19 protein-coding genes are annotated in these 23,471 nt (G+C 69.5%); 13 read left to right on the top strand and 6 right to left on the bottom strand.

Going from position 1 to position 23,471, the window contains the following annotated elements:
• Nucleotides 1-12: 12 nt before the first annotated feature.
• Both KY661_RS11365 and KY661_RS11360 read left to right on the top strand, forming a co-directional pair.
• Entirely contained in the window at nucleotides 13-732 is a 720-nt protein-coding gene (locus tag KY661_RS11365; protein WP_075009586.1) for a phytanoyl-CoA dioxygenase family protein, read from the top strand.
• A gap of 11 nt (nucleotides 733-743) precedes the next feature.
• Nucleotides 744-1,949, top strand: a complete 1,206-nt coding sequence (locus tag KY661_RS11360) for a sedoheptulose 7-phosphate cyclase (protein ID WP_225410227.1) — start codon at nucleotides 744-746, stop codon at nucleotides 1,947-1,949.
• On the opposite strand, the gene KY661_RS11355 is transcribed toward KY661_RS11360, so the two are convergent.
• Entirely contained in the window at nucleotides 1,936-2,697 is a 762-nt protein-coding gene (locus KY661_RS11355) for an SDR family NAD(P)-dependent oxidoreductase (protein WP_225410226.1), read from the bottom strand. The genes KY661_RS11360 and KY661_RS11355 overlap by 14 nt on opposite strands.
• A gap of 151 nt (nucleotides 2,698-2,848) precedes the next feature.
• Between KY661_RS11355 and KY661_RS11350 the strand changes: the two genes are divergently transcribed.
• Nucleotides 2,849-3,967, top strand: coding sequence for a bestrophin family protein (locus KY661_RS11350; RefSeq protein ID WP_317987249.1), 1,119 nt, complete (start codon nucleotides 2,849-2,851; stop codon nucleotides 3,965-3,967).
• A gap of 10 nt (nucleotides 3,968-3,977) precedes the next feature.
• Here the strand turns inward: KY661_RS11350 and KY661_RS11345 are convergent, their stop codons facing one another.
• The gene (locus KY661_RS11345) at nucleotides 3,978-5,408 is read right to left on the bottom strand and encodes a BamA/TamA family outer membrane protein (RefSeq protein ID WP_225410224.1); all 1,431 of its coding nucleotides are present in this window, start codon (nucleotides 5,406-5,408) and stop codon (nucleotides 3,978-3,980) included.
• A gap of 158 nt (nucleotides 5,409-5,566) precedes the next feature.
• Here KY661_RS11345 and KY661_RS11340 point away from each other — a divergent pair, with 158 nt between their 5' ends.
• The 4 genes from KY661_RS11340 (at nucleotide 5,567) to KY661_RS11325 (ending at nucleotide 10,992) form a co-directional block, all read left to right on the top strand.
• Complete coding sequence (locus KY661_RS11340; protein WP_225410223.1) at nucleotides 5,567-6,898, top strand: DsbA family protein; 1,332 nt, start codon at nucleotides 5,567-5,569, stop codon at nucleotides 6,896-6,898.
• Nucleotides 6,899-7,071: 173 nt separating this feature from the next.
• Complete coding sequence (locus KY661_RS11335; RefSeq protein ID WP_225410222.1) at nucleotides 7,072-9,942, top strand: PAS domain S-box protein; 2,871 nt, start codon at nucleotides 7,072-7,074, stop codon at nucleotides 9,940-9,942.
• Nucleotides 9,943-9,945: 3 nt separating this feature from the next.
• Entirely contained in the window at nucleotides 9,946-10,512 is a 567-nt protein-coding gene (locus tag KY661_RS11330; RefSeq protein WP_225410221.1) for a class I SAM-dependent methyltransferase, read from the top strand.
• Nucleotides 10,513-10,524: 12 nt separating this feature from the next.
• Nucleotides 10,525-10,992, top strand: a complete 468-nt coding sequence (locus KY661_RS11325; RefSeq protein WP_225410220.1) for a hypothetical protein — start codon at nucleotides 10,525-10,527, stop codon at nucleotides 10,990-10,992.
• Here KY661_RS11325 and KY661_RS11320 read toward each other — a convergent pair.
• Nucleotides 10,958-11,917: a hypothetical protein gene (locus KY661_RS11320; RefSeq protein WP_225410219.1), complete on the bottom strand. Its 960-nt coding sequence runs from the start codon at nucleotides 11,915-11,917 to the stop codon at nucleotides 10,958-10,960. The genes KY661_RS11325 and KY661_RS11320 overlap by 35 nt on opposite strands.
• A gap of 148 nt (nucleotides 11,918-12,065) precedes the next feature.
• Between KY661_RS11320 and KY661_RS11315 the strand changes: the two genes are divergently transcribed.
• Nucleotides 12,066-12,620: a hypothetical protein gene (locus KY661_RS11315; RefSeq protein WP_075009579.1), complete on the top strand. Its 555-nt coding sequence runs from the start codon at nucleotides 12,066-12,068 to the stop codon at nucleotides 12,618-12,620.
• A gap of 49 nt (nucleotides 12,621-12,669) precedes the next feature.
• On the opposite strand, the gene KY661_RS11310 is transcribed toward KY661_RS11315, so the two are convergent.
• Together KY661_RS11310 and KY661_RS11305 are read right to left on the bottom strand one after the other, a co-directional pair.
• Nucleotides 12,670-13,179, bottom strand: coding sequence for a DUF3592 domain-containing protein (locus tag KY661_RS11310; protein WP_225410218.1), 510 nt, complete (start codon nucleotides 13,177-13,179; stop codon nucleotides 12,670-12,672).
• A gap of 32 nt (nucleotides 13,180-13,211) precedes the next feature.
• Nucleotides 13,212-13,535 carry a hypothetical protein gene (locus KY661_RS11305; RefSeq protein WP_225410217.1) on the bottom strand — a complete coding sequence of 108 codons (324 nt, stop codon included), beginning with the start codon at nucleotides 13,533-13,535 and terminating at the stop codon, nucleotides 13,212-13,214.
• Between the two features lie 269 nt (nucleotides 13,536-13,804).
• Between KY661_RS11305 and KY661_RS11300 the strand changes: the two genes are divergently transcribed.
• The 5 genes from KY661_RS11300 to KY661_RS11280 all read left to right on the top strand — a co-directional run bounded on the left by KY661_RS11300 (nucleotide 13,805) and on the right by KY661_RS11280 (nucleotide 21,066).
• A complete protein-coding gene (locus KY661_RS11300; protein ID WP_225410216.1) occupies nucleotides 13,805-14,506 on the top strand; it encodes a hypothetical protein in 702 nt (233 codons plus the stop codon).
• Between the two features lie 8 nt (nucleotides 14,507-14,514).
• Nucleotides 14,515-16,314 (top strand): hypothetical protein, encoded by a 1,800-nt coding sequence (locus KY661_RS11295; protein ID WP_225410215.1) that lies wholly within the window; start codon nucleotides 14,515-14,517, stop codon nucleotides 16,312-16,314.
• Nucleotides 16,315-16,334: 20 nt separating this feature from the next.
• Entirely contained in the window at nucleotides 16,335-17,744 is a 1,410-nt protein-coding gene (locus KY661_RS11290) for a DUF1501 domain-containing protein (RefSeq protein WP_225410214.1), read from the top strand.
• Complete coding sequence (locus tag KY661_RS11285; protein WP_225410213.1) at nucleotides 17,741-19,102, top strand: c-type cytochrome domain-containing protein; 1,362 nt, start codon at nucleotides 17,741-17,743, stop codon at nucleotides 19,100-19,102. The genes KY661_RS11290 and KY661_RS11285 overlap by 4 nt, the downstream gene beginning before the upstream one ends.
• A 248-nt stretch (nucleotides 19,103-19,350) precedes the next feature.
• Entirely contained in the window at nucleotides 19,351-21,066 is a 1,716-nt protein-coding gene (locus KY661_RS11280; protein WP_225410212.1) for an immunoglobulin-like domain-containing protein, read from the top strand.
• 66 nt (nucleotides 21,067-21,132) lie between these two features.
• On the opposite strand, the gene KY661_RS11275 is transcribed toward KY661_RS11280, so the two are convergent.
• Nucleotides 21,133-23,469 carry a DUF4215 domain-containing protein gene (locus tag KY661_RS11275; protein ID WP_263436914.1) on the bottom strand — a complete coding sequence of 779 codons (2,337 nt, stop codon included), beginning with the start codon at nucleotides 23,467-23,469 and terminating at the stop codon, nucleotides 21,133-21,135.
• Nucleotides 23,470-23,471: the final 2 nt, after the last annotated feature.

Genomic DNA, 23,471 nt, shown 5'->3' with positions numbered 1-23,471 from the left:
ATGGAGTGCCCCATGGAGAGCCCATCGGTGGACAACACACGCTGGCTGTTCGACACGTCCCGTTTCCAGGCGCAGGGCTACATCCACCTGCCGTCCTTCGTGCATGGCGCCGAGCTGGAGGCGCTCCAGGCCGAGGTGCTGGCGCTCATCTCCAACAAGGCGCTCATGGTGCCCCGCGAGGGCTCCGAGCACTTCTTCAAGAAGTACCAGTCCACGAGCTACTGCTACGTGGACCGGCACGCGCACGTGCCCACCCTCGCGGCGCTCATCGAGCACCCCCGCCTGCGCCACATCGTGCGCGAGCTGCTGCCGGAGGAGGGGCTCTTCCATGCCTCGCTGGTGCAGTACCACAAGGCCGGCGAGGGGCAGGCCATCCCCTGGCACCAGGACATCGACCCGGAGACCGTCGGGGCGGGGCAGATGTTCAACTTCCTGCTCTACCCGTTCGACACCTCGCTGGAGTCCGGGGCCCTGCACGTGGTGGAGGGCAGCCATGGGAACAAGCGCCTGCCGTCCGGCGAGCCCCACGGCGACCTGCCGGGCCAGAAGCAGCTTTGCCCGAAGGCAGGCGATCTGGTCATCACGGATTGCACCCTGTTCCATAAGGTGAACCACAACACCTCGGGCCGGGACCGCGTGTCGATCAACATGCGCTTCCGCAATGGTGCGTTGGATCGGAAGCAGACCTCCGTGGGCATCTATCGAAATGGGCGAGTGAACTACGCGGGTTGAGTGACGACATCATGGCGCATATCAAGGTGGTGGGTGGCGGTACGAGCGTTCTGGGCACCACGCTGCAGGTCGCCGCGCAGGCGGACTTCGGCTACGGCGTGCACAACGAGGACGGGCTCTTCGAGCCGGGCAGCTCGCTGCTGCTCGGCCTGTGCCGCGACGCGCGCATGCTGGTGTGCATCAGCCCCTCCGTGGACCGGCTGCACGGGGAGCGCATCCGCCAGTACTTCCGCGCCCACTTCGCGCCGGAGCAGTACCGCTTCCTGGTGCTGAGCACCTCCGAGTCGAACAAGTCGATCGAGAACGTGCTGCGCCTCTGCGAGGCCGCCAAGTCCTTCAGCCTGGACCGTCACGGGCTGCTGGTCGCTATCGGCGGCGGCATCGTCCTGGATACGGTGGGCTTCGCCGCGTCCATCTACCGGCGGGGCATCCGCTACATCAAGGTGCCCACCACCCTGGTGGGCCAGGTGGACGTGGCCGTGGGCGTGAAGACGGGGGTGAACCTGGCCGGTTCGAAGAACCTCATCGGCACGTACTACCCCGCCTACGCGACGCTCAATGACCGGGGGTTCCTGTCCACCCTGCCGGCCCGGGAGCTGCGCTGCGGGCTGGCGGAGATCATCAAGATGGGGCTGGTGTGTGATCCGGAGATCTTCACCGCCCTGGAGCGGCACTTCCTGCCGCCCCTGAGCCGGCGCCTGGAGCACGCGCTGCCGCAGGAAGCGGTGGTGGGCGCCATGGTCCGGATGATCGAAGAGCTGCAGCCCAACCTGTTCGAGCTGAACCTCGAGCGCCTGGTCGACTTCGGGCACACCTTCAGCATGAGCCTGGAGACGGCGAGCGGCTATGCCCATGCCCACGGCGAGGCGGTGGCCATGGACATGGCGCTGTCGGCCTGCTTGAGCAACGAGCTGGGCATCCTCGCGCAGGCCGAGTTCGAGCGGATCCTCACGCTGCTGGAGGTGGTGGGGCTGCCGGTGTTCGACGCTTCGCTCTGCTCGGTGGATGCGATGTGGCAGGCGCTGATGGAGGTGAACGTGCACCGCGGGCACCGCATCAACCTGGTGATTCCCGCCCGCATCGGCGAGGGGATGTTCCTGCACGGGCTGGAGGATGTCCCCCGCGAGGCGCTGGCGCGGGCCATCCGCCGCATGGCGGAGCGCGCCCAGCGCGGGCGCGCGGGCCTGCCTCCCGCGGTGCCCGTCAGCGCCGCTTGACGGCGAAGGGCCCGAAGCCCTGGTCCGCGGGCATGACCTCGACCACGTTGATGTTCACGTGGGCTGGCCGGGTGACACACCACTGCACCACGTCCGCGATGTCGGCCGGCGTGAGGGGCTCCATCCCCTCGTAGAGCTTGCTGGCGCGCTGGGTGTCGCCCCGGAACCGCACCTGGGAGAACTCCGTTTCGACCATGCCTGGTTGCACGTCGGTGACCCGCACGCGCGTGCCCACGAGGTCCGCCTTCAGGTTCTGCGAGAACTGGTGCAGGAAGGCCTTGGTGGCGCCGTAGATGTTGCCGCCGGGGTACGGGTAGGTGGCGGCCACCGAGCCCAGGTTGACGATGTGGCCGCGGTTGCGCCGCACCATGCCGGGGAGCAGGGCATGCGTGAGATAGACGAGCCCCTTGCAGTTGGTGTCGATCATCGTCTCCCAGTCATCGAGGGAGGCCTCGTGCGCGGCGTCCGTGCCCAGGGCCAGGCCCGCGTTGTTGACGAGGATGTCCACGGAGGCGAACTCCGCCGGCAAGGCGGCCAGGGCGGCCTCGACGTCCGGGCGCGAGCGCACATCCAGCACGAGCGGGTGGGCGGGCACCGCGAGCTTCGAGGCCAGTGCCCGCAGCCGGTCTTCCCGCCGGCCCACGAGGACGAGGCGTACACCGGCCTGTGACAGGGCGAGGGCGCAGGCTTCGCCGATGCCCGAGCTGGCCCCCGTGACGAGGGCTGTCCATCCGTGAAGGGTGTGCATGGGGAAATCCTTGGAGCGGCTGCTCATTCCCGGACATCGTCCGGAAGGGAAGAGGGTCCTGAGGGTCGCAGTCCATGTTACATGGCCCGCTCGCTCCACCTGTGAAGGAACGCGCTGGATGATCGTTGGACGGATGTTGTCCTGGCGTATCGTGATCCGATACACGGGCCGGCCAGTCGCGCTGCATGTGCTGCTCGCCCTGGGCATTGCCGCCGCCCATGAGTGGTGGGGCGCCACCTGGCTGGCGGTTCCCGCGCTCCCCGTGACCGTGCTCGCCGCCGCGCTGGGGGTCCTGCTGGCCTTTCGCAACAACTCCGCCTACGACCGGTGGTGGGAAGCCCGGACGCTGTGGGGGGGGTTGGTCAATACCTCACGCTCCTTCGCCCGCCAGGTGCTCACGCTCCTGCCAGCCCCCACGCACCGGCCGCTCGAAGGCAGAACGGAAGGGGCTGAAAATACCCCCCGCCTGATGCAGACGGCGAAAGAGCCTTCGCCGGCCTCCCAGCTCTCCTTCTGGTCCGTGACGAGCGATGGCGCCGTCCGGGACCGGCTCGGCAAGGCGTACGAGGCCTATCCCCTGGACTCGCTGCCGGCGCGGCTCGTGTCCCTGGAGATGCCGCAGGAGGTGCAGGGCACCCGCGGGGTCATCACCGGCCTGTTCGAGGGCATCAGCGATGAGGCGCGGGAGCTGGTGTATGCGCAGATCGGCTTCGTGAACGCGCTGCGCTGCCACCTGCGGCGCCAGGATCCGTTTCCGGAGATCGCCCCGTTCTTCCGGTCCTCGGTGCTCGAGGCCCTGCGCGAAGAGCACAACGTGCCCACGGCGATCCTGCTCTGGATTGGAACGCGCCTGCGGCTGCTCTTTGGCCAGCTCCACGGCGAGGAGCGGGTGTTCCTGCTGGTGGCGCTGAACAACACCCTCAATGAGCTGACGAACATCCTCGGCGCGTGCGAGCGCATCAAGAACACCCCCCTGCCCCGGCAGTACGACATCCTGCCCCGGGCCATGGTGCGGGCCTACCTGGCGATGCTGCCGCTGGGGGTGGTGAACGACCTGGGGTGGCTCACCCCTCCCGTCACCGCCATCATCGCGTTCATGTTCATCGCGATGGACGCGGTGGGGCACGACGTCGAGACCCCGTTCGAGAACAGCTTCAGCGACACGCCGATGACGGCGCTCTCGCGCACCATCGAGATCAACCTGCGCCAGTCCCTGGGGGAGACGGAACTGCCCCCGCCGGTGCAGCCCATTGATGGGCTGCTCTACTGACGGGCCGGGGTCAGGTGGGGCTCACCCCGGCCACCAGGTAGAAGCGGAACTCGCCCGAGTTGACGCCGTAGGCCACATCCACGCCGAGCAGCGGCAGGACGATGCTGCGCAGGTACAGCCGCAGCCCCGCGCCCACCCCCTGCGCCACGGTGGCGTTGTCCAGCCCGCTCTGGGCCTCCGGCAGGTAGCCGCGCACCACCCGGCCGGTGATGTCCCGCAGCTTCTTGTCCTCCGGCAGCGAGCGCCACATCAGCAGGCCCGAGTCCGAGAAGCCCACGCCCCGGAAGGACAGGGAGCGGATGGTGAACAGGGGAAAGTGGTACTCGGCGGTGAAGGACAGGCGGGTGTCCCCGCGGAACTGCCGGTACAGGAAGCCGCGCAGCGAGCCCGCGCCCGCGACCAGCTCCTGGTGGAACGGCAGGTCCTGGCCCAGGCTGGCCTCGGCGCGCAGCACCAGGTTGTGCTCCTGGAAGAAGCGGATGCCGTGCCGGTAGAGCACCCCGGCGCGCTGGTAGCGGAAGTCGCTCCACACGCTGGGCGAGGACAGCTCCCAGGAGCCTTCGAGGTTGATGCCCTCCATCACCGCGTGGAGGTTCTGCCGCGTGTCGAGCCCCACCATCAGCCGCAGCGAGGTGTCGCGCTGCGCCGGGCCGGGCTCGAAGGCCGGCTCCACCACCTCCGTGTCCGTGGAGGGCGGCCGCGCGTCGATGAGCATCAGCCGGTACTTGGCCGCCACGCGCACCCGCTCGGCAATCATCGCCGCCAGCTCCCCCGTCACGGAGGCCGAGTTGAGCCGCGTCCGGCGCAGCACCTCCGGGACATCCTGGCTCGCGTCCGGGCGGAACTCCTCCACCCGGTCACTGCGCAGCTGCCCCTCCAGGCTCAGCCGCAGCGGCGGAAAGCCGAAGAGGTTGGGGTCCAGGTAGCCCACGAACAGGCCCGTCTCCGCCGTGCTCACCTGCGCGCCCGCGACGAACTTCTTGCTGCGGCCCCAGAGGTTGCTCTCCGCGTACAGCACGCCGCCGCCGATGTTCGAGTTGGAGAGCGAGAAGGTGGGGGCGATGACCCAGGAGGCCTTGTCCTTCACCTCGAGCAGCACCCGCACCTGGCCCTCCGCCATGGGCTGCGTGCTGACGCGCACTTCCTGGAAGAGGCCCGTGGCCACCAGGCGCCGCTCCACCCGGGTGAGCTCCTCCGGGGAGAGGGCATCGCCCGCATCCAGCCGCGAGTAGGCTTGGACGGTCTCCGGGCGCGTCTTCTCCGCCCCCAGCACGGTCACTTCTCCCACCACCTGCGTGAAGGTAGACGTTTCTGGGAGCGCCAGGTTCAGGTCCGGGGAGAGGGGCTCCTCGGGGAGGGGGGAGGCTTCCTGGGCGCTGGCCAGGGACACCCACAGGCACCCCATCACTCTTCCGTACCGCCTCAGCCGTCGTCCGTTCATGGGCGAGAATCCTACCTGGGGCTTCCTCGAAGGGCTGCCCGGGAGACAAACGAGAAGTCCCTGAAACCCCGAAGCCTTTCTGTTCACTCTTGAGTAGAGTTCCCCGGCTCGCGGGTCTCGAATGCCCGGGTGCTTCAAACCCCTAGTGGAGTGCATTGATGAAGACAGGTGTATTGGGCCTGGTTGTGGGCCTGTTGGTGGGATTGGGCGTGGCAGGGGCTCTCTGGAGCCGGGGCGCTCCCGCGGATACCTCGAAGGCCGCGACCGCCCAGGCCGCCGCGGCCCCTGCGGCGCCCGCGGCGGCCCCCACGGCCCCTCCGCAGCGTCCGTTGGTGTCGTCCACCGTCTTCAAGGTCCCCCTGGACGACTCGCCTTCCCAGGGCCCCGCCGACGCGCTGGTGACGCTGGTGGAGTTCACCGACTTCCAGTGCCCGTTCTGTTCCCGGGCGAGCGCCTCCGTGAAGCAGGTGATGGAGGACTACCAGGGGCAGCTGCGCGTGGTCATCAAGCAGCACCCGCTGGCCTTCCACGCGCGCGCGCGCCCGGCGGCGCTGGCGTCCCTGGCGGCGCACGAGCAGGGCAAGTTCTTCGAGTACCACGACAAGCTCTTCGCCAACCAGAAGGCGCTGGATGACGCGAGCCTGGAGACGTACGCGAAGGAAGTGGGGTTGGACATCAAGCGCTGGAAGAAGAGCCTGACGGACCCGAAGCTGGCCCAGGCGGTGGACCGGGACACGGCGCTGGCGGTGTCGCTGGGCGCCGGTGGCACGCCGGGCTTCTTCGTCAACGGCCGCTTCTTCTCGGGCGCGCAGCCCATCGAGGTGTTCCGCGCCGTCATTGAGGAGGAGCTGGGCAAGGCGTCCCTGCTGGTGAAGGAGGGCATGAAGCCTTCGGACGTGTACGCCTCGGTCCTCGCCCACGGGGCGAGCGCGCCGCCGCCCCCGCCCGAGCCGCCCGCGCAGAAGGTGGACCTGGGCACCGCGCCGGCCAAGGGCCCCAGCGACGCGCCCGTCACGCTCGTGGCCTTCTCGGACTTCGAGTGCCCGTTCTGCTCGCGCGCGGCGAACACCGTGAAGCAGCTGGAGGGGGAGTACCAGGGCAAGCTGCGCGTGGCCTTCAAGCACCAGCCGCTGCCCCGGCACGCCAACGCGAAGCTGGCCGCGGCCGCCTCGCTGGCCGCCAACGAGCAGGGCAAGTTCTGGGAGTACCACGACAAGCTCTTCGCCAACCAGACGGCGCTGGACCGGGCCGCGCTGGAGCGCTACGCCGAGGAGCTGAAGCTGGACATGGGCAAGTTCAAGTCGGCGCTCGACTCCAACAAGTTCGACGCGCAGATCTCCGCGGACTCCGCCCAGGGCCACCAGATTGGCGCCGCCGGCACGCCGACCTTCTTCGTGAACGGCCGGCCCATCGTGGGCGCCAAGCCCATCGAGAACTTCCGCCGCGTCATCGATGACGAGTTGCGCAAGGCGGGCGTGGCCGCCCGCTAACCCCGCGAGGGCCACCGCGCCCGGGGGCTTTTGGCGCCCCGGTGCGCGGGCAGGTAACGGCTTCGAGGCCCTTGGGCCTCAGCCTGCTTGCCTGCCAGAGGTTTCGAGGAGAAAGAGTCCTGGATAGAGGGTTGCCCCTGGTTTGGGGGTGAACATCCTCATCGAGGACCCTAATGAGCCCGCCGCTTCCAGAGGACGCCCGCAGGAAAGCATCGCCACCTCGGGATGATGGGAATTCCTCCGCGAAGTCCCTGCCGGAGCTTCTGGACGCGGGCCAGACCGCCTTCTTCCTGCACTGGGTTCAGCAGGCCCGCTTGCTGGGCGCAACCCAGACGCTCCCGGACGAGGCGCTGATCGGCACGCTGCCACGCTTCCTGGAAGAAATGACCGGCGCCCTGCGGCAGGAGGCGGGGGGGCCCAGCGGCTCCCCGTTGCCCGGGCACAGCCACGTGGCCGCGGCCCATGGCCGTCACCGGGTCCGCCTGGGGTTCGACGCGGCGCTGGTGGTGCGTGAGTTCGCGCTGCTGCGCGATTGCCTCTTCGAGTGGATCCAGCAGCGCGGCCTGCATCCGTCCGTGGCGCAGCTGCGGCTGCTCTCGCGCTGCATCGACACCGGGACGCGGGAGGCCCTCTCCCAGTTCAGCTCGGCGACGCAGGCCTCGGCCGCGGACGGGGAGCAGCTCACCGTGGCGCGCTACCGCCTGGTGATGCTGGCCACCAACGATGTGGTGTGGGATTGGGATCTCATCTCGAACGAGGTGGTGTGGAACGAGGCGGTGCGCCTGGTGCTCGGCCACGCCCCCCAGGCCATCGGCTCGGGGCTGTACCTCACGCCCGCGGCGTGGTGGCTGGAGCACATCCACCCGGAGGAGCGCGAGTGGATCTCGGAGAGCATTCACGCCGTCATCGACGGAAAAGAGTCCTTCTGGCGGGAGCGGTACCGCTTCCGCCGCGGGGACGGCACCTACGCGGCCGTCGAAGACCGGGGCTACCTGGTGCGGGACGCGGGAGGGCGGGCGCTGCGCATGGTGGGGGCGATGCAGGACGTGACGGCCCGCCATGCCGCCGAGGAGGCCCTGCGCCAGAGTGAGCTGCGCTACCGGCGGCTGATCGACGCGGGCGTCTTCGGCATGCTGGAGTGGAGGGCCGACGGGGCCGTCACCGCGATCAATGACGCCCTGCTGGGGCTGCTGGGGCTCACCCGCGAGGCCGCGCTGGCGCCGGGCTTCGGCCTCTGGAAGCGCCTGGCCGCTGGGAACGGGGCGGCCCTGACGCAGTTGACGGAGACCGGCGCGTTGCCGCCCTTCGAGGCCCGCTACGGGCGCGAGGATGGCCGCCAGGTGGACCTGCTCGTGAGTGGGTTCGCCCTCGATGCGGGGCATACGCGCGGCCTGGCGCTGATGCTCGACACCACCCGGCTGAAAGCGGTGCAGGAAGAGCGGGAGCGCCTGATGGTGCGGCTGCAGGAGAGCGAGGAGCGCTTCCGCAACATGGCGGACCATGCCCCCGTCCTGCTGTGGGTGACGGAGCCCTCCGCCTTGTGCTCCTACCTCAGCAAGGGGTGGTACGACTTCACCGGCCAGACCGAGGCCGAGGGGCTGGGGTTCGGGTGGCTGTCGAAGGTTCACCCGGACGACGCGAAGCGCTCCAGCGAGGTGTTTCTGTCCGCCAACGCGCGGCAGGAGGCCTTCCGGCTGGACTACCGGCTGCGGGGCAAGGGCGGGGAGTACCGCTGGATGATCGACTCGGCCTCGCCCCGGTTCGCGCCGGACGGCGAGTTCCTGGGCTACATCGGCAGCCTCACCGACATCACGGATCGCAAGCAGGCCGAGGTCGAGCGCGAGGAGTTGCTGGCCCGCGAGAGCGCGGCCCGCGAGGAGGCCGAGGAGGCCAACCGGCTCAAGGATGAGTTCCTGGCCACCGTCAGCCACGAGCTGCGCACGCCGCTCACGGCGATGCTCGGCTGGGTGCAGATGCTGCGCATGGGCACCCTGCCGGCCGCCAAGCACGCCCGGGCCCTGGAGACGGTGGAGCGCAACGCCCGGGCCCAGGGCCAGCTCATCGAGGACTTGCTGGACGTGAGCCGCATCATGTCCGGCAAGCTCAAGCTGGAGGTGATGCCCGTGGAGGTGAGCGTCGTCGTGGAGCAGGCGCTCGAGAGTGTGCAGCCCGCCGCGGCCGCCAAGGGCATCCGCATTCAGGCCGCGCTGGACTCCACTGGTCACGTCATGGGGGATGCCCAGCGGCTGCAACAGGTGGTCTGGAACCTGCTCTCGAACGCGGTGAAGTTCACCGCCAAGGGCGGGCGCATCCAGGTGCTCGTCGAGCGGCGCGACTCCTCGGTCGACATCACCGTGGCCGACACCGGCCGGGGCATTCCGGAGAAGTTCCTGCCGCACGTGTTCGACCGGTTCCGGCAGGCCGACGGCAGCACCACGCGCAGCGCGGGAGGGCTGGGGTTGGGGCTGTCCATCGTCCGGCACCTCGTGGAGTTGCACGGCGGCACCGTGCAGGCCCTGAGCGAGGGGGAGGGCAAGGGGGCCACCTTCATCGTCACCTTGCCCATGTCCGTGGCGCTGCGCCGGGAGGTGGTCATCCCGCGCTCCATGGCGCCGGACCTGCCTCGGGGGCTTCAGTGCCCGCCGGAGCTGGCGCACCTGCGCGTGCTGCTCGTGGATGACGAGGAGGACACGCGGGAGCTGCTTCGGACGTTGCTCGAGGGCTGCCAGGTGACGATCTTCACCGCCGCCTCGGCCGAGGAGGGGCTCGCCACGCTCGTGTCGAAGCGGCCCGACCTGCTCATCTCCGACATCGGCATGCCCGGGGTGGATGGCTATGGCTTCATCGCCCGGGTGCGGGCCTTGAGTGCCGAGGAGGGGGGGCGGACGCCCGCCGTGGCGCTCACCGCCTACGCGCGGATGGAGGACCGGGCGCGGGTCCTGCTGGCGGGCTTCCACAGCCATGTGCCCAAGCCCGTGGAGCCGGTGGAGCTGCTCGCGGTGCTGGCCTCGCTGTCCGGCCGGTTCGCCCTGGACAGGGAATAGGCCATGGCCGAGGAAGACCGTCAGAAGTGGAACCAGCGCTACCGGGAGCCGGGAGGCAGCGGGGAGCCCTCGCGGTTTCTCCAGGCGCTCGGGGCCCGGTTGCCGGAGCGGGGCCGGGCGCTGGATGTGGCGGGCGGGCGCGGGCGCGAGGCGCTGTGGCTGGCGCGGCGGGGGCTGGAGGTCACTTTGGTGGACATCTCGGAGGTGGCGCTCGTCCAGGCCGAGGCCGCGGCGCGCGAGGCGGGCGTGGGCCTCCAGACGCGGCAGGTGGACCTGGAGACGGGAGCCCTGCCGCCGGGGCCGTTCGACGTGGTGCTCTGTCTGAACTTCCTCCACCGGCCGCTGTTCGCCGCCGTGGCCGGGCGGCTCTCGCCCGGAGGGCTGTTCGTCTTCGCGCAGCCGACCCGGAGCAACCTTCAGCGCCACCGGCACCCGTCCGCCCGGTTCCTCCTGGAGGACGGCGAGCTGCCCGGACTGCTCCAGGGCCTGGAGGCCGTCTCGTACACCGAGGGGTGGACCGAGGAGGGGACGCATGAGGCCCGGCTGGTGGCGGTGCGTCCGGCCCAGTAGGCTGGGCCGCACATGGCCCGCCGCAAGAAGACGGAGGACGAGAGCACCCGCCGCGTCCGCAACCTGATTGCCCTGGATGCGGCGTTGATCATGCGGCGGCTGGAGGCGCGCCGGGACGAGATGTTCGTCCTGTTCTCGCGCCTGCGCAGCCGCGAGCCTATGCTCACCACGCTGACCACCCGCTTCACCAGCGCCACGTTCCACGACCTGGTGCACCTGCCCGAGAAGGAGCAGGCCGTGGTGCATGGCTTTCACGAGCGGTTGGATGAGATGCGCTGGTACTTCACCTACACCGAGGACATGCCTGGCACCGTCCAGCAGACGTTCAGCGTCCTGTACCGGCGGCTCGAGGAGGCCTACCGGCAGCTGGTGGTGGCGCTGGGGCCCCCCCTGTCTCCCCAGGGGGCGGTGGTGGTGGAGGCCGAGCCGGTGCGCCCGGAGCCCGTCACGGGCCCGCCGCGCCTGCCGCGCCGCGGGTGAGGCGCCAGGCCGCGTGGGCGCGGTACAGCCCCAGGGCGTAGAGCCCCACGAGCACGGCCAGACAGACCCAGGCGAGGGTCATGTACCGGTGGACCAGCGTGTTGACGCTCCAGCCGAACATGTCGGTGAGGGCCGAAGGGTCGCTCGGCCCGCTGCCCTCGTTGCGGCCAAAGGGGATGGAGCCGAAGTTGCGCCGCGCGTCCCACCAGACCTTGAAGATGTCCACGAAGGCCGCCGCGCCGATGACGAGGAACCCCCAGCGCAGCCACCCCTCGTGCAAGGCGCTGCCCTGGGGGGCGTAGAGGGTGGCCATCAGCAAGGTGCCCAGGATGAGCCCGCCCCCATCTCCGTTGAAGTAGATGAGGGCCCGCGCCACGTGCGAGCGCACCAGGACGGTCCCCACGAATTGCAGGCCCAGCAGCACGAGGCCCGCGATGAGCAGGGGACGGTGCGCGCGTCGCCAGCCGCGGTAGACCATCAGCCCGAAGGCCCCCGCCAGCAGCACCGAGAAGAACGGAGAGCGCACCTCCTCCACCGAGGTGGCCCAGGGGCCGGGAAAGGCCTTGTAGCCGCAGAGCCAGGCGGTGAGGGCGTGTCCGGACTCGTGAACCCACATCGAGAGGAAGACGCGCGTCACGGTCCGCCCCAGCCCGGAGGAACACAGGAGCCACATGCCGAGCAGGGCCCCGGGCAGGGCGAACGCGCGGATGTAAAACTCCCGCGCGGCATCCTCGGCCGCGCCCCGCCAGACGAGGGGAGGGGAGAGGGGCTCCGGGCGCACGGCTTCCGCCAGGACAGCGCCGGGGGCCTTCGCCGCGAACCGGGCCTCCGCCTTGGCGTAGTAGACGCCACACTGGGGGCATTCCGGGGCGGGCGCCCGGGGAGCGCCGCACCGGGGGCAGGTGCTTGAGGCAGGAGACGCCATCAAAAGCGAGTTTACAGGAGTTTCGCCAGGAGGATGGGAACCGAACGCTTCTCCCGAAAAGCCCTGCCTCTTGCAGGCGGTTTGGCTACAACGCGCTCCGCGTACCGGGACGGTCCCGGGTTGGCACCGAATTGAAGGAGTGCTTGTGATGAAGCGGAACGGAATGCAGTGGCCGGCGTTGGCGCTCGTGGCGGGTCTCATCTTCACCGTGGAGGCGTCCGCGCAAGAGGTTCGCCGCGGCGGCGTGGGCCGTTTTGGCTCGGCGGGAGAGATCGTCCTCAGCTCGGACCTCTCGGGCAGCATCGGCTACCGGAGCGCCGGCGATGGCCAGTTCTTCATCGTCCTGCAGCCCGCGGGGGACTACTTCCTCAAGGAGAACCTCTCGCTGGGTGGCTACGTGACGCTGGCCACCGTGTTCCAGGAGGGGCCCAACGCGGTCCAGGCCGGCCTGGGCGTGCGCGGCGGCTACAACATCTGGCTGAACGAGACGGTGTCGGTGTGGCCCCGGCTGGGCCTGGGCGTGAACCACGAGGACTACGGCATCGGCGATCGCACGTTCCTGTCGATCAGCCTCGAGGCGCCCTTCCTCGTGCACCTGACCTCCAGCTTCTTCATCGGCGCGGGCCCGGGGCTCATCACGGAGCTGGGGGACGACACCTCCGCGACGCTCCAGGTGTCCACGCTGCTGGGTGGCCACTTCTAAGTTGTAGAGAGCAGGACGCGCGCCGGGGAGCGTTTCCCGGCGCGCTGTTTCATCCCCGTGAGTCCCCGGGACGGGCCCGCTGCTTCATGGCGAGGACGAGCTTCTCGCGGAGGGCCCTGAGACGCCGCGCCGAGTCTCCGTGCTCGTGCCTGAAGTACAGGACCGTTCCGGCGAGGCAGAAGAGGCCAAAGACCCCGAAGAAGATGCTGCCCAGCCAGGGCCCCACGCCCGAGAAGTACACGGTGTGGGTACGGGGGTCCACGCGCAGCTCCACGGTCTCGCCCAGCCTGTCCGTGGTGGAGGGGCGGTCCTGCTCGACAGGGGACTCGTGGGAAACACCCTGCAGCTCGTAGCGCACCCGGTACTCGTAGCACGTGTAGGAATACTTCCGCTTGTCCTTGTCCGTGGACGTGCAGACCAAGGGGTTGTAGCCGCTGATCACCCCTGGGACGCTCACGGAATGGGCCGTGAAGCCGGCGGCATTCACGCCGAACGCAACAGCTCCCGCGAAGAAGCCGAGGGTGACCGCTCCCAGGATCAAAAGGCCTACCCAACGCATGTACCACCCTTTGGCGCGCCGCTTCCTCTCCGCTAATCGCTGAAGAATCTGAGGAAGAGGACCGTTGTGGCGAGGAGCATCAGTCCAAAGACCGAGAAGAAGATGCAAACCACCCAGGGCCCCACGCCCGCGAAGTACACCGTGTTCGTGCGGGGGTCCACGCGCAGCTCCACGGTCTCGCCCAGCCTGTCCGTCCCCCGGGGGCGGTCCGGCTCAACGGGCGAGTCGTGGGAGACGCCCTGCAGCGTGTAGCGCGCGCGGTACTGGTAACACGTGTAGGCATACTCCCGGTCGTTCGAGTCCGTGGACGTGCATTCCAGGGTGTCGTGGCCGCTGATGACACCCGGGACGCTCACGGAATGGATCGTGAAGTCGGCGGCCTTCACGCCGAACACAACGGCTCCCGCGAAGAAGGGGAGTGACAGCACTCCCGGGAGGAAAAGCGGTACCCGATGCATGTACAACCCTCGTGGAGTCTTCCCGTGGGAAGAGCCGGGGCCCGCACCTTAGCCCAGGCGCACCCGGAACCTTGGCGCGTAGGTGTCATGACCACCTGGGAGGGGGCATCGGGGCCGTGGGGATTCTGGAGTAGGCTCCGCCCCAACCCCTTCGCCCCGGGCCTCGCATGGTCGCTTCGCTCGTTCGTCCCGCCCTCTGGAAGGCCCTTCTGTCCGTGCCCCTGGTGCTGTGCGCGCTGCCCGCCCAGGCGCAGCCGCGCATCGGCGTGGGGTTGGACCTCTTCACCGAGAACTCGCACCTGACCGGGGAGCAGGCCATCAACCTCTCGCGGCGGGATGAGTCCTTCGACTACGGCAGCACCAGCATCCTGTCGGCCACGCTCTCCATGACCGTGCCCGCCCCCATCGCCCCGGAGCGGGTCCGCCTGGGCGGCGGGGTGCGGCTGTTCGGCAACTACGGCACCGAGAACGAGGGCAAGCTGTTTGGCCTGGGCCTGCTCAACCAGGCCTTCGTCAGCGGCGAGTATGGCCTGCCCGTGGCAAACCGGACGGAGGCCCTGGTGGGCCTGCGCGGCGGGCTGTCCCTGCTGCTGCCCGGACGCGAGTTCAGCGATGAGATCGACCGGCTCCAGGATGACGGCGTCAGCGTGTGGAGCGTGCCGCGCGTGGGCTGGCTGCTGGGCCTGTCGCTGGGCGCCCGGCGGCGCATGAGCGAGAAGATCTACCTGCGCGCGGACCTCGCTGGGCAGTTCGAGAAGCTCTACCTGTTCTCCACGAGCCAGAAAATCGATGGCATCCAGTTCGACAAGAACTGGGACACCTTTGGACTGCGCCTGGGCCTGACGCTCGGCGCCGAGTTCTCCCTCTGAGCCTGACCATGCCCTCTTCCTCGTTCAAGCTGGTTCTCACCGCCCTGGCCGTGGTGCTGGCCTCCTGCTCACGTGACAAGGGCTTCGATCCGGAACACCTCGCCGTGGGGCCCGGCGGGCTCGTGGGCAACGGGCCGCCCCTCAACGAGGGCGACTTCGCCGGCGGCAACGACGTGCTGCCCGCCGCGCGCGAGGCGCCGCTGCCGGACGACTCCCGCCCGCCAGACTGTGATGGGCAGTGCGTGGCGTATTGCAACGCCGCGAACCTGCACAACCCGGTCAACCGGGGGCTGTGCCGCAGCCTGTGGGGCGTGGGGCTCTCGCACCGGCCCATTCAGCACGCCGAGGCGTGCCGCCGGCTCTTCGTGGACATGACGGGGCGCCTGCCCACGGCCGAGGAGGCCGAGGCCACCTGCACCGGCAACTGGGACGCCACGGTGAAGGAGCTGATGAACAGCAGCGAGTTCATCTTCGTCAACCAGCGCCGCGCCGCCGACCGGTTCCTCTACAGCAACGAGGTGGTGAACCTTCAGGCCATCTACGACATGGACCGGCTGGTGGAGAAGCTCTACCGGGGCAAGGTGCCGTATGACCAGTTCGCCGCCGTGGTGAGCGCCCACCCGGTGCTCACCCGCCGCCATGCGGCCCCCGGGGACAAGGTGGAGGCGCTCTTCCGCCTGTTCCTGGGCCGTCCCCCCTTCGAGCACGAGAAGGCGGACATGTCCCGGCTCTACTGGCTGTGGCACTCGGGCTATTACGACCACCCGCAGTTGGGCTCGCGCCTGCCCGACGCCTTCATCCGCTTCCGCTGCCTGACGAAGGAGGGCGCGGTGGACCCCGTGAAGAAGGGCGAGTGCACCAGCGTGCTCTGGGGCTACCACGAGCTGGTGCTCACCCCGGACCTGCGCGCCTCCCAGGACCGGCAGATCAACGAGCTGACGGTGTGGAACGGCTTGCTCTCCCCGGAGGAGTGGGGCCAGCTCCAGATGCCCGGCCGCGTGCTGTCCCAGGAGGTGGCCTTCTGGGAGCGCGCCGTGGACGACGTGCTGGAGCTGTACCTGGGCTACGACGTGTCCTCGCAGGTGCCGGAGGTCCGCTCCGAGCTGGTGCGCTGGCTGCTGGACCACCAGGGCGACCTGCGCTCCGTGCACCACGCGGTGCTCACCTCCGCCGCCTACCTCCAGTCCCACGAGGGCGAGACACCCACCGCCTACCGCTGGACGTATGGGCCGCTGAAGCAGCTGGAGGCCGAGGTGTGGATCGACTCGATGGCGCGCAACACCGGCTACACCACCTCGACGTGTGACCACCGGCTCAGCCAGCCGGAGAACCTGCTGCGCGCCGGCAGCCTCTCCACGTACCGGGTGCTGGAGAACTCGCGCTGGAGCCTCGATGCGCAGGGCAAGGTGGACACCCGCTACGCGAACCTGGCCCGCACCCTGGGCGGCTGCCCCGAGAACATCGTGGGCGGACGCTTCAAGGTGGTGAGCATCCTCACCACGGGCACGCAGTTGTCGTTCGTGAACGAGCTGTGCAACCCCACGCTGGAGCCGTCTCAGACGGCCGCCCCCATCGAGCGCCTGCTGCCCGAAGGGGTGGAGGGCGCGCGCGCGCTGACGCCGGAGCTGGCCCGGGACGTGGCGGCCCACCAGTACCGCACGCTGCTGGGCCGTGCCCCCAGTGCCGAGGAGCTGGCCGAGGCCCAGGAGGCCGGAGGCCAGTGCCTGCTCACCCGCTGCTCGGCCGAGGCGTTCGCCCGGCCGCTGTGCTTCGCGATGCTCTCCAGCGCCGAGCGCCTCTTCTACTGAGTTCACGGGAAAGCCTGTCCATGTCCGACGACACGAAGAAGCCCCTCACGTTCGGCCGCCGCGGGTTGCTCCAGGGACTGGGCGCCGGTGCCACCGCGCTGGCCCTGCCCACCCTGTGGCTGCCCCGCTCCGCCTATGCGCAGACGTCCGGGCGCAACAGCGTGCAGCACCTCATCTACATCCGCCTGTCAGGCGGCTTCCGCTTCACCACCGCCTTCAACGCGGACAGCGCCGAGGAGTTCAACCCCTTTGGCCGCTCCAGCCAGCGCGCCCCCGGCACCGAGTGGGGCGTGGGCAAGCTGCTGGAGCGCGCCTCCTGGCTGGAGGAGGAGGAGGGCGCCGCCCGGGCCGACCTGGGCATGCAGCCGGTGAGCGCCTTCTCCAATGAGATCTGCGTGCTGCCGTGCGTGGACCACGAGCCCTTCTCCGCGCGCGCGGACGGCAACCACGGCACCGGCTTGGAGCGTTTCCTCACCGGCTTCGTGGGCGGCACCACCAGCTTCTTCACCTTCATCAACTACGGGCTGCGCGAGCGGGTGGCGCAGGAGACGGCCGCGGGCCGCACGGTGCTGCCCGCCTTCAGCCTCGGCGAGGCCGGCATGGCGCTGGGCGCGGGAGCCTACGCCGGGTACCGGCCGCCGGTGCTGGATGGCAGCGGCTTCGAGCGCTTCAGCTTCGACCCGGACTCCGGGGTGCCCGAGTGGGCCCGCACGCTGGCGGGGAAGATGGACAGCCGCATGCGCGACCGGCTCCACCTGCGGCTGCGCAACAACGTGGAGGTCTACCAGCAGAGCCGCGAGGCCACGCGCTCCTACGGCAAGATTTTCCGGGATCCGCTGCTGCGCATCGGGCCCTACTCGCAGGACACGGCCGACGGCATCAGCAACCAGGAGCTGATGACGATGCTCGGGGACACCCCCACGGGAAGGCAGGCGGCGCTCGCGCTGCGGCTGTTCCACTTCGGCTGCCCGGCCGTCTTCCTCAACCAGGGCTTCTACGACTTCCACTCTGACGAGGAGGAGGGGCTGTCGGGAGAAATCGAGCAAGCCAACCGGCTGCTCAGCGGCCTGCGCGCGGCACTCAAGCGCATGAAGGACCCCACGGGCCTGTCCTACTGGGACAAGACGCTCGTGGTGGTGGGCAGCGAGTTCGGCCGCACCACGGGCGGCAAGCGCTTCAACTCCGCCAAGGGCAGCGACCACAACAGCGACCTGGCCACGCGCTGGATGTCCATGCCGATGATGGGCGGGGTCATCTCCTCGGCGGGCAAGGGCGGGCGGCTGCTCGGCCAGACACGAGGCTCGGACCTCAAGGCCGAGGGCAAGGTGTATTCCTACCGCGCGGTGATGAAGACGATGCTGGATCTGCTGGGCGCGGACCACAGCGGCATCTTCCCCGCGGACAACCCCATCGAGGATCTCTTCACATGATGCGCGCTTCGCTCGCGGGTGTCCTGGCCCTGCTCGTGGCCGGGTGTGGCGGTTCCGGCCCCTACACGGGCCCTTCGGGAAACATCCCCTTCGAGCCCCAGCGGCCCACCCCGGGCACGCCCGTGGGCGTCGCGCCCTACACGGGCGAGGATCCGCTGGTGCTGGAGGCCCAGGCCCGGTTGAGCACGGGCGCGGACCTGCAGCGCAAGGTGGTGCTGCGCACCTGCGGCCCCACCAACGGCGTGTGCCACAACCAGAAGGAGTACCCGGATCTGCACACCGCCGGCACCTTCGCCGCCGCCATCAACGCCCCCTGCAACGTGCAGGCGGGCAGCTACGAGGGCGTGTACGACCGGTGCGAGCGGCTCGGGGACCGCTTCAAGTTCACCGAGCAGTCCTTCAAGGAGATCGAGATCGGCTGGTACGCCGTCATCCTCGGGGCGTACGAGGAGTACCCCGACCAGTTCACCCCGCCCGACGACGCGCCGGGCTTCCACATGCACCTGAGGGACCCGGTGCCGCTGGCGCAGGGCAAGGCGCACTGGGGCACGGGCACCTTCATCCGCAACTTCATCAACGCCCAGGGCAACGTGGAGGCCCTGTCCTTCGCCAGCTACAACACGCGCTGGTGGGTGCTGGGCGATGGGCGCCACCTCTTCGGCGAGGTGCGCGACTACCAGCGCGACGCGGTGGATGCGCTGCTCTCGGTGGGCATCCTCCAGGGGGACCAGAACCGCAACGGCGTCTTCGGCGCGCGCGAGGGCAAGTCCGTGCCGCTCCTCAACCCGGGCAAGCCCGAGGAGAGCTACCTGGTGGCCCGCATGCGCGGCCACATGCAGGGCGAGGCCATTCCCGGCTCCCGCATGCCGCTGGCCAACCAGCCGCCGTCCATCCCGGACATGCTGGCGCTCATGTGCTTCATCGAGGGGTTGGACCCCGCTGCCTCGCAGTGGAACCTCTCCTCCTCCATCGACTACGCGCGGTGCTCCTACTCCGCCAACCCGCAGGCGCTGAGCCTGGTGGGCACGGGGGTGACGTGGCGCCAGCGCGTGCAGCCCATCCTCCAGTCGAGCTGCGGCGGCTGCCATGGCGGCTCCAGCCCCCAGGGCGGGTTGGATCTGCTCTCGGCGGGCACGTGGGCGCGCCTGCGCCAGCCCTCCGCCCAGAACCCCAACCTCAAGCTCATCGACTCGGGCCGTCCGGAGACGAGCTACCTGTGGCTGAAGCTCTCGGGCGACGGCAGCATCCTGGGCGCCCGCATGCCGGTGGACCCGCTCAATGGCAACCGCACGTTGCCCCCGGAGCAGCTCGCCGACATCGAAGCGTGGATTCTCGCCGGAGGGTTGGAGGACGGGTGACCGGCGGCAGGGCTGGCCAATGCATACATGAAGTGAATTTAAATTTTACTGTTTCATAGGCAGTCTCCTGGGCCTCCCATCCAATGCATGGGTGGGAGATTCCCAAGGCAGAAACCCCTATGACGGTTGTCACCCCTCTCGACACCGCGCGTCCCGGACGCGTCAGACCCCGCAGGACGGTCTTCACTTCCCTCATCGCCTTGTGCGCAGCGCTGGGCGCTTGCGGCGTGGAGCCCTCCGAATCGCCCGTGGAGCGGCGGTCATCCGCGGAGCCGCAGGCCCTGTCCACGGCGCCCCAGGTGTCACCCGCGCTGCCCGTGCCCTCGGCGAGCCCGGGCCCGAACGCTTTGCAGCAGCAGTTCGTGGTGGCGGCGGGCAACGGCATCTCCCTGCTGGCCTGGTGGGAGGTCTACGACGACAGCCCCAGACTCTTCGGCCTCCGCGTGAGGGCCTCGGATGGCGTCGCGCTGGATGCCAGCCCCCTCCTCATCAACTCGGGGAACGTGGGCGTTCCGTTCGATCCCGCCGTGGCCTTCGACGGCACGAACTTCCTGGTGGTCTGGACGAATTACGGCGCCTACCCGCTCATCTATGGTGCCCGGGTGAGGGCCTCGGATGGCGTGGTGCTGGACCCCACGCCATTGCTCATCAGCCGTCCGCCCGTAGGGCCTCCGCCTTATTATTCTTCGTTCACGATCGCGGAGACTCCCGGGGTGGCGTTCGACGGGAATAACTACCTGGTGGTCTGGGCGGGCGTGTGGTTCGTGCCGCCGCAGGGCTACGCCTACGGCATCATGGGCACGCGCGTGAGCCCCTCGAACGGCTTGCCTCTGGAGGCCACCAGCTTCCCCATCGCCACGATGGGAAATGGCACGGGCCAGAGCGGTACCGAGGCGCGCGTGGCGTACGCGGACGGCAATTACCTGGTGACCTGGGAGCAGGGCGGCGACATCAAGGCCGCGCGCGTCGGGGCCGCCTCGGGGCAGGTGCTGGACACGGTGGCCCTGAGCCTGACGGCAGGGGCCGGCGCTGAGCGCAGCCCGGCCGTGGCCGCGCGGGAGGGGGAATTCCTGGCGGTCTGGACCGGCGCGGACAATGGCCTGTGGGGCCGGCGGGTGAGGGCCTCGGATGGCGCCAAGCTGGGCTCCGCGGACCTCTTCCTGGGCGAGGCCGTGGTGGCCCCCGCCGAGGTGACGTTCGACACGGAGAACTACTGGGTGGCCTGGCAGGGCACCCGGGGCGGGGCCCGCAGGGCCCTGGTCACGCGCGTGACGACGGCGGGCAACGGGGCGGCGGATGCGGAACTGGTGCTCGCCGAGGTGCCCTCCAGCAGCATCGTGGAGCGGGGCGCCATCGCCTCGGTGGGCCCGGGGCTCGTCCTGTCCGCGTATCTGGCGAATGATCCCGCAGGCGTGCTCCGGCCGTGGAGGCGGCTCGTGACCCATGCATGTGGCCCGGAGGAGCCGTCCATCGTGATCACGGGGGGCGCGGCGGTGACGCTGGAGTGCGGGCCGGGCGTGTACCAGGATTTGGGCGCGCAGGCGTTCGATGCGTGTGGCCGCAGCCTGCCGGTGCAGGGCTACAACACCGGCGCCGATTCCAGCGGACCGGGCCCCAACCTGCGCAACGAGGGCATCTACCAGGTCTCCTACACCGCGCGGGCCGCGAGCGGCGTCATGTCGAGCGCCGTCCGGACGGTGACGGTGGACGACCGGACGCCTCCCTCGCTCACGCTCAAGGGCGCCGCGCAGATGACCCACACGTGCGGCAGCCAGTGGGTGGATCCCGGCGTGGAGGCCCAGGACGCCTGCTACGGGAACCTCACCGCGCAGGTGTGGCGCTCGGGCACGGTGAACGGCTGGGCCGTGGGCACGTACACGGTGACGTACTCGCTGACGGACAGCGGCGGGAACAGCGCCGCGCCCCTCACGCGCACCGTGAACGTCGTCAACTGCCCCTGGTAGCCGCTGCGGCTCCGGCCGGGGCCTGCCCCCTTTCTCCTCCGTGAGAGGGGGGCAGGTCAGGCGCGTTCAGCCCGCGTCGCCGGGGGCCCCGGCGTCCGGGCTCCCGCCATCGGGAACGCCCGCGTCGGGGGCCCCGGCATCCGGCGTTCCGGAGTCCGGTGTCCCAGCGTCGTCCGGCGTCCCAGAGTCCGGTGTTCCCGCGTCCACGGGGGGCGGGGCCTCTTCTCCACAGGTTTTGTTGGCCTGGCAGATCAACCCGGGCTGGCAGTCCTCGTTGCGCATGCACCGGGTGTTCTCGCCACAGCTGGCGCCCGCGCCGCCGCTCATTCCCTCCACCCGCATGTGGTCCTCGTTGACGTAGGCGGCGATCTTCTGGTTGCCGAAGGAGCCGATCAGGTCGTGCGTGAGGGTCACGACGTTGCTGGCCTGCGAGGCCGTGATGTCGAGCGAGACCGTGGCGTTGTTGAAGGCGTCCCGGATCTTCTGGGCGACGGTGGTGGTGTTGTCCGAGACGCTGAGCTGGATGCGGACATTGGAGTCGTACCAATCCCCATCGCGGTCGAACTCGAAGGTCACCGCGGGATGAATGCCGTCGCTGATGATGAAGCCATTGCGGTCCCGGATGTTGCCGGCGTTTCGAACGGTGAGGCGTCCCGTGGCCTTGGCGAACTGGATCTGCATGCACGCGGCGCTGCACGTCCCGCAGGAGTCGTTGTTGCCGTCATCGCACTTCTCCGCGCCGTTGATGACGCCATCGCCGCAGTAGGCGCCCTCCAGGGACAGGGCCTTCTGGCAGTCCGCCCGGCAGGTGGTGCAGGTGGGCGTGCCATAGGGGCAAGCGTTCTCGGTCTCCTGGTTGCCGTCGTCGCACACTTCCTCGGGGATGTTCTTGGTGCCATCGCCGCAGTAGGCGCCCACGAGCTGCCTGAGTTCCATGCAGTCCGCCCGGCAGCCCTGGCAGGTCTGCTGCCCGTAGTTGCACGTGGTCTCGGTGATGGTGTTGCCGTCGTCGCAGACTTCCCTGCGGGGCTCGGCCTGGTCCAGGAAGGTGTCGCCGCAGCGGTTGAGCTTGCACGTGGGCAGGCAGTTGCCCGTGGCGCTGTTGTTCACGCCGTCATCGCACTCCTCGTTGGCGGCCGGGTTCGTGAAGCCGTCGCCACAAGAGGGGGCCGTACAGTCGCCATCGCAGGTGGCAGAGTTGCCCCGGGTGTCACACGCCTCGTTGGCCTGGCTGTTGAGAAAGCCATCGCCACAGACCGCTGGGGAGCAGTCGGAGTCACAGGTGGCGGAGTTGCCCCGGGTGTCGCACTGCTCGTTGGCCTGGGGGTTGACGAAGCCGTCGCCGCAGTAGGCGTTCGTGCAGTCCGCGTCACAGCCCAGGGTGTTGCCCTGGGTGTCACACTGCTCGTTGGCCTGGTTGTTGACGAAGCCGTCGCCACAGGAGGAGGGGGTGCAGTCGTCATCGCAGGTGGCGGAGTTGCCCGCCGTGTCGCACTGCTCGCCCCGGGTGGTGTTCGTGTCGCCATCGCCGCAGAAGGCAATCGTGCAGTTGCGGTCGCAGGTGAAGGTCTCGCCTCCGCCCCGGTTGTCGCACTGCTCGCCCGCGCTGGTGTTCACGATGCCGTCACCGCAGGAGGCCAGGGTGCAGTTGCTGTTGCAGGTCTCCGACTCGCCCTGGGTGTCACAGGCCTCTATGCGCGGCTCCTGGGCGTCCACGAAGCCATCCCCGCACCGGGCCAGCACGCACTGGAGGCTCACCTCCACGCAGTTGTCCTCGTTGCTGCGGTTGCCGTCGTCGCACTCCTCGTCGGAGTCCCGGGTGCCGTTGCCGCAGCCCTCGCCCGAGCGGCAGTCCGCGCTGCAGCCATCGCCGTCCAGGGTGTTCCCGTCGTCACACACCTCGCCCAGGAGGGTATCGGTGACGCGGTTGCCACAGCGCTCGTTGGAGCGGCAGTTGGCGCTGCAGCCATCCTTGTCCTCGAGGTTCTTGTCGTCGCACACCTCGCCCACGGTGGTGTCGGTGACGCCGTTGCCGCACAGCTCGCTCGACTTGCAGTCGGCGCTGCAGCCGTCCAGGTCCGCGGTGTTCCCGTCGTCGCACACCTCGCCAATGCTCAGGTCGATGGTGCGGTTGCCGCAGGACTCGTCCGACGTGCAGTCCCGGCTGCAGCCGTCCCCGTCCAGGATGTTGCCGTCGTCACAGATTTCATCGGACTGGACGATGCCGTCGCCGCACGGCGTCTTGATGCAGACGGCCTGGTTGGCGGCGCATGCCTGGCCCTCGGGGCACACGAGGCCCGAGGGGCAGAGGACGCTCGCGGGCTCGAAGCAGGAGACGAGCGGAAGGGCCAGGAGCATCCACAGCGGGAGGCGCAGGCGGGAGGAAAGGGTGTCTCGGTGCATCG

It is taken from the genome of Allostigmatella hybrida (assembly GCF_020103775.1).
Classification (GTDB): domain Bacteria; phylum Myxococcota; class Myxococcia; order Myxococcales; family Myxococcaceae; genus Hyalangium; species Hyalangium aurantiaca.
The sequence above is the reverse complement of the archived record's forward strand: the minus strand, read 5'-3'. Positions and strand labels throughout refer to the sequence as shown.

What these genes read in the sequence shown, in the direction of transcription:
- KY661_RS11300 (WP_225410216.1), top strand. Translation starts at nt 13,805, where the DNA reads ATGGTCGCTTCGCTCGTTCGTCCCGCCCTCTGGAAGGCCCTTCTGTCC.
- KY661_RS11310 (WP_225410218.1), bottom strand. Translation starts at nt 13,179, where the DNA reads ATGCGTTGGGTAGGCCTTTTGATCCTGGGAGCGGTCACCCTCGGCTTC.
- KY661_RS11365 (WP_075009586.1), top strand. Translation starts at nt 13, where the DNA reads ATGGAGAGCCCATCGGTGGACAACACACGCTGGCTGTTCGACACGTCC.
- KY661_RS11340 (WP_225410223.1), top strand. Translation starts at nt 5,567, where the DNA reads ATGAAGACAGGTGTATTGGGCCTGGTTGTGGGCCTGTTGGTGGGATTG.
- KY661_RS11345 (WP_225410224.1), bottom strand. Translation starts at nt 5,408, where the DNA reads ATGAACGGACGACGGCTGAGGCGGTACGGAAGAGTGATGGGGTGCCTG.
- KY661_RS11360 (WP_225410227.1), top strand. Translation starts at nt 744, where the DNA reads ATGGCGCATATCAAGGTGGTGGGTGGCGGTACGAGCGTTCTGGGCACC.
- KY661_RS11285 (WP_225410213.1), top strand. Translation starts at nt 17,741, where the DNA reads ATGATGCGCGCTTCGCTCGCGGGTGTCCTGGCCCTGCTCGTGGCCGGG.
- KY661_RS11295 (WP_225410215.1), top strand. Translation starts at nt 14,515, where the DNA reads ATGCCCTCTTCCTCGTTCAAGCTGGTTCTCACCGCCCTGGCCGTGGTG.
- KY661_RS11335 (WP_225410222.1), top strand. Translation starts at nt 7,072, where the DNA reads ATGAGCCCGCCGCTTCCAGAGGACGCCCGCAGGAAAGCATCGCCACCT.
- KY661_RS11315 (WP_075009579.1), top strand. Translation starts at nt 12,066, where the DNA reads ATGAAGCGGAACGGAATGCAGTGGCCGGCGTTGGCGCTCGTGGCGGGT.
- KY661_RS11275 (WP_263436914.1), bottom strand. Translation starts at nt 23,469, where the DNA reads ATGCACCGAGACACCCTTTCCTCCCGCCTGCGCCTCCCGCTGTGGATG.
- KY661_RS11325 (WP_225410220.1), top strand. Translation starts at nt 10,525, where the DNA reads ATGGCCCGCCGCAAGAAGACGGAGGACGAGAGCACCCGCCGCGTCCGC.
- KY661_RS11355 (WP_225410226.1), bottom strand. Translation starts at nt 2,697, where the DNA reads ATGCACACCCTTCACGGATGGACAGCCCTCGTCACGGGGGCCAGCTCG.
- KY661_RS11330 (WP_225410221.1), top strand. Translation starts at nt 9,946, where the DNA reads ATGGCCGAGGAAGACCGTCAGAAGTGGAACCAGCGCTACCGGGAGCCG.
- KY661_RS11320 (WP_225410219.1), bottom strand. Translation starts at nt 11,917, where the DNA reads ATGGCGTCTCCTGCCTCAAGCACCTGCCCCCGGTGCGGCGCTCCCCGG.
- KY661_RS11290 (WP_225410214.1), top strand. Translation starts at nt 16,335, where the DNA reads ATGTCCGACGACACGAAGAAGCCCCTCACGTTCGGCCGCCGCGGGTTG.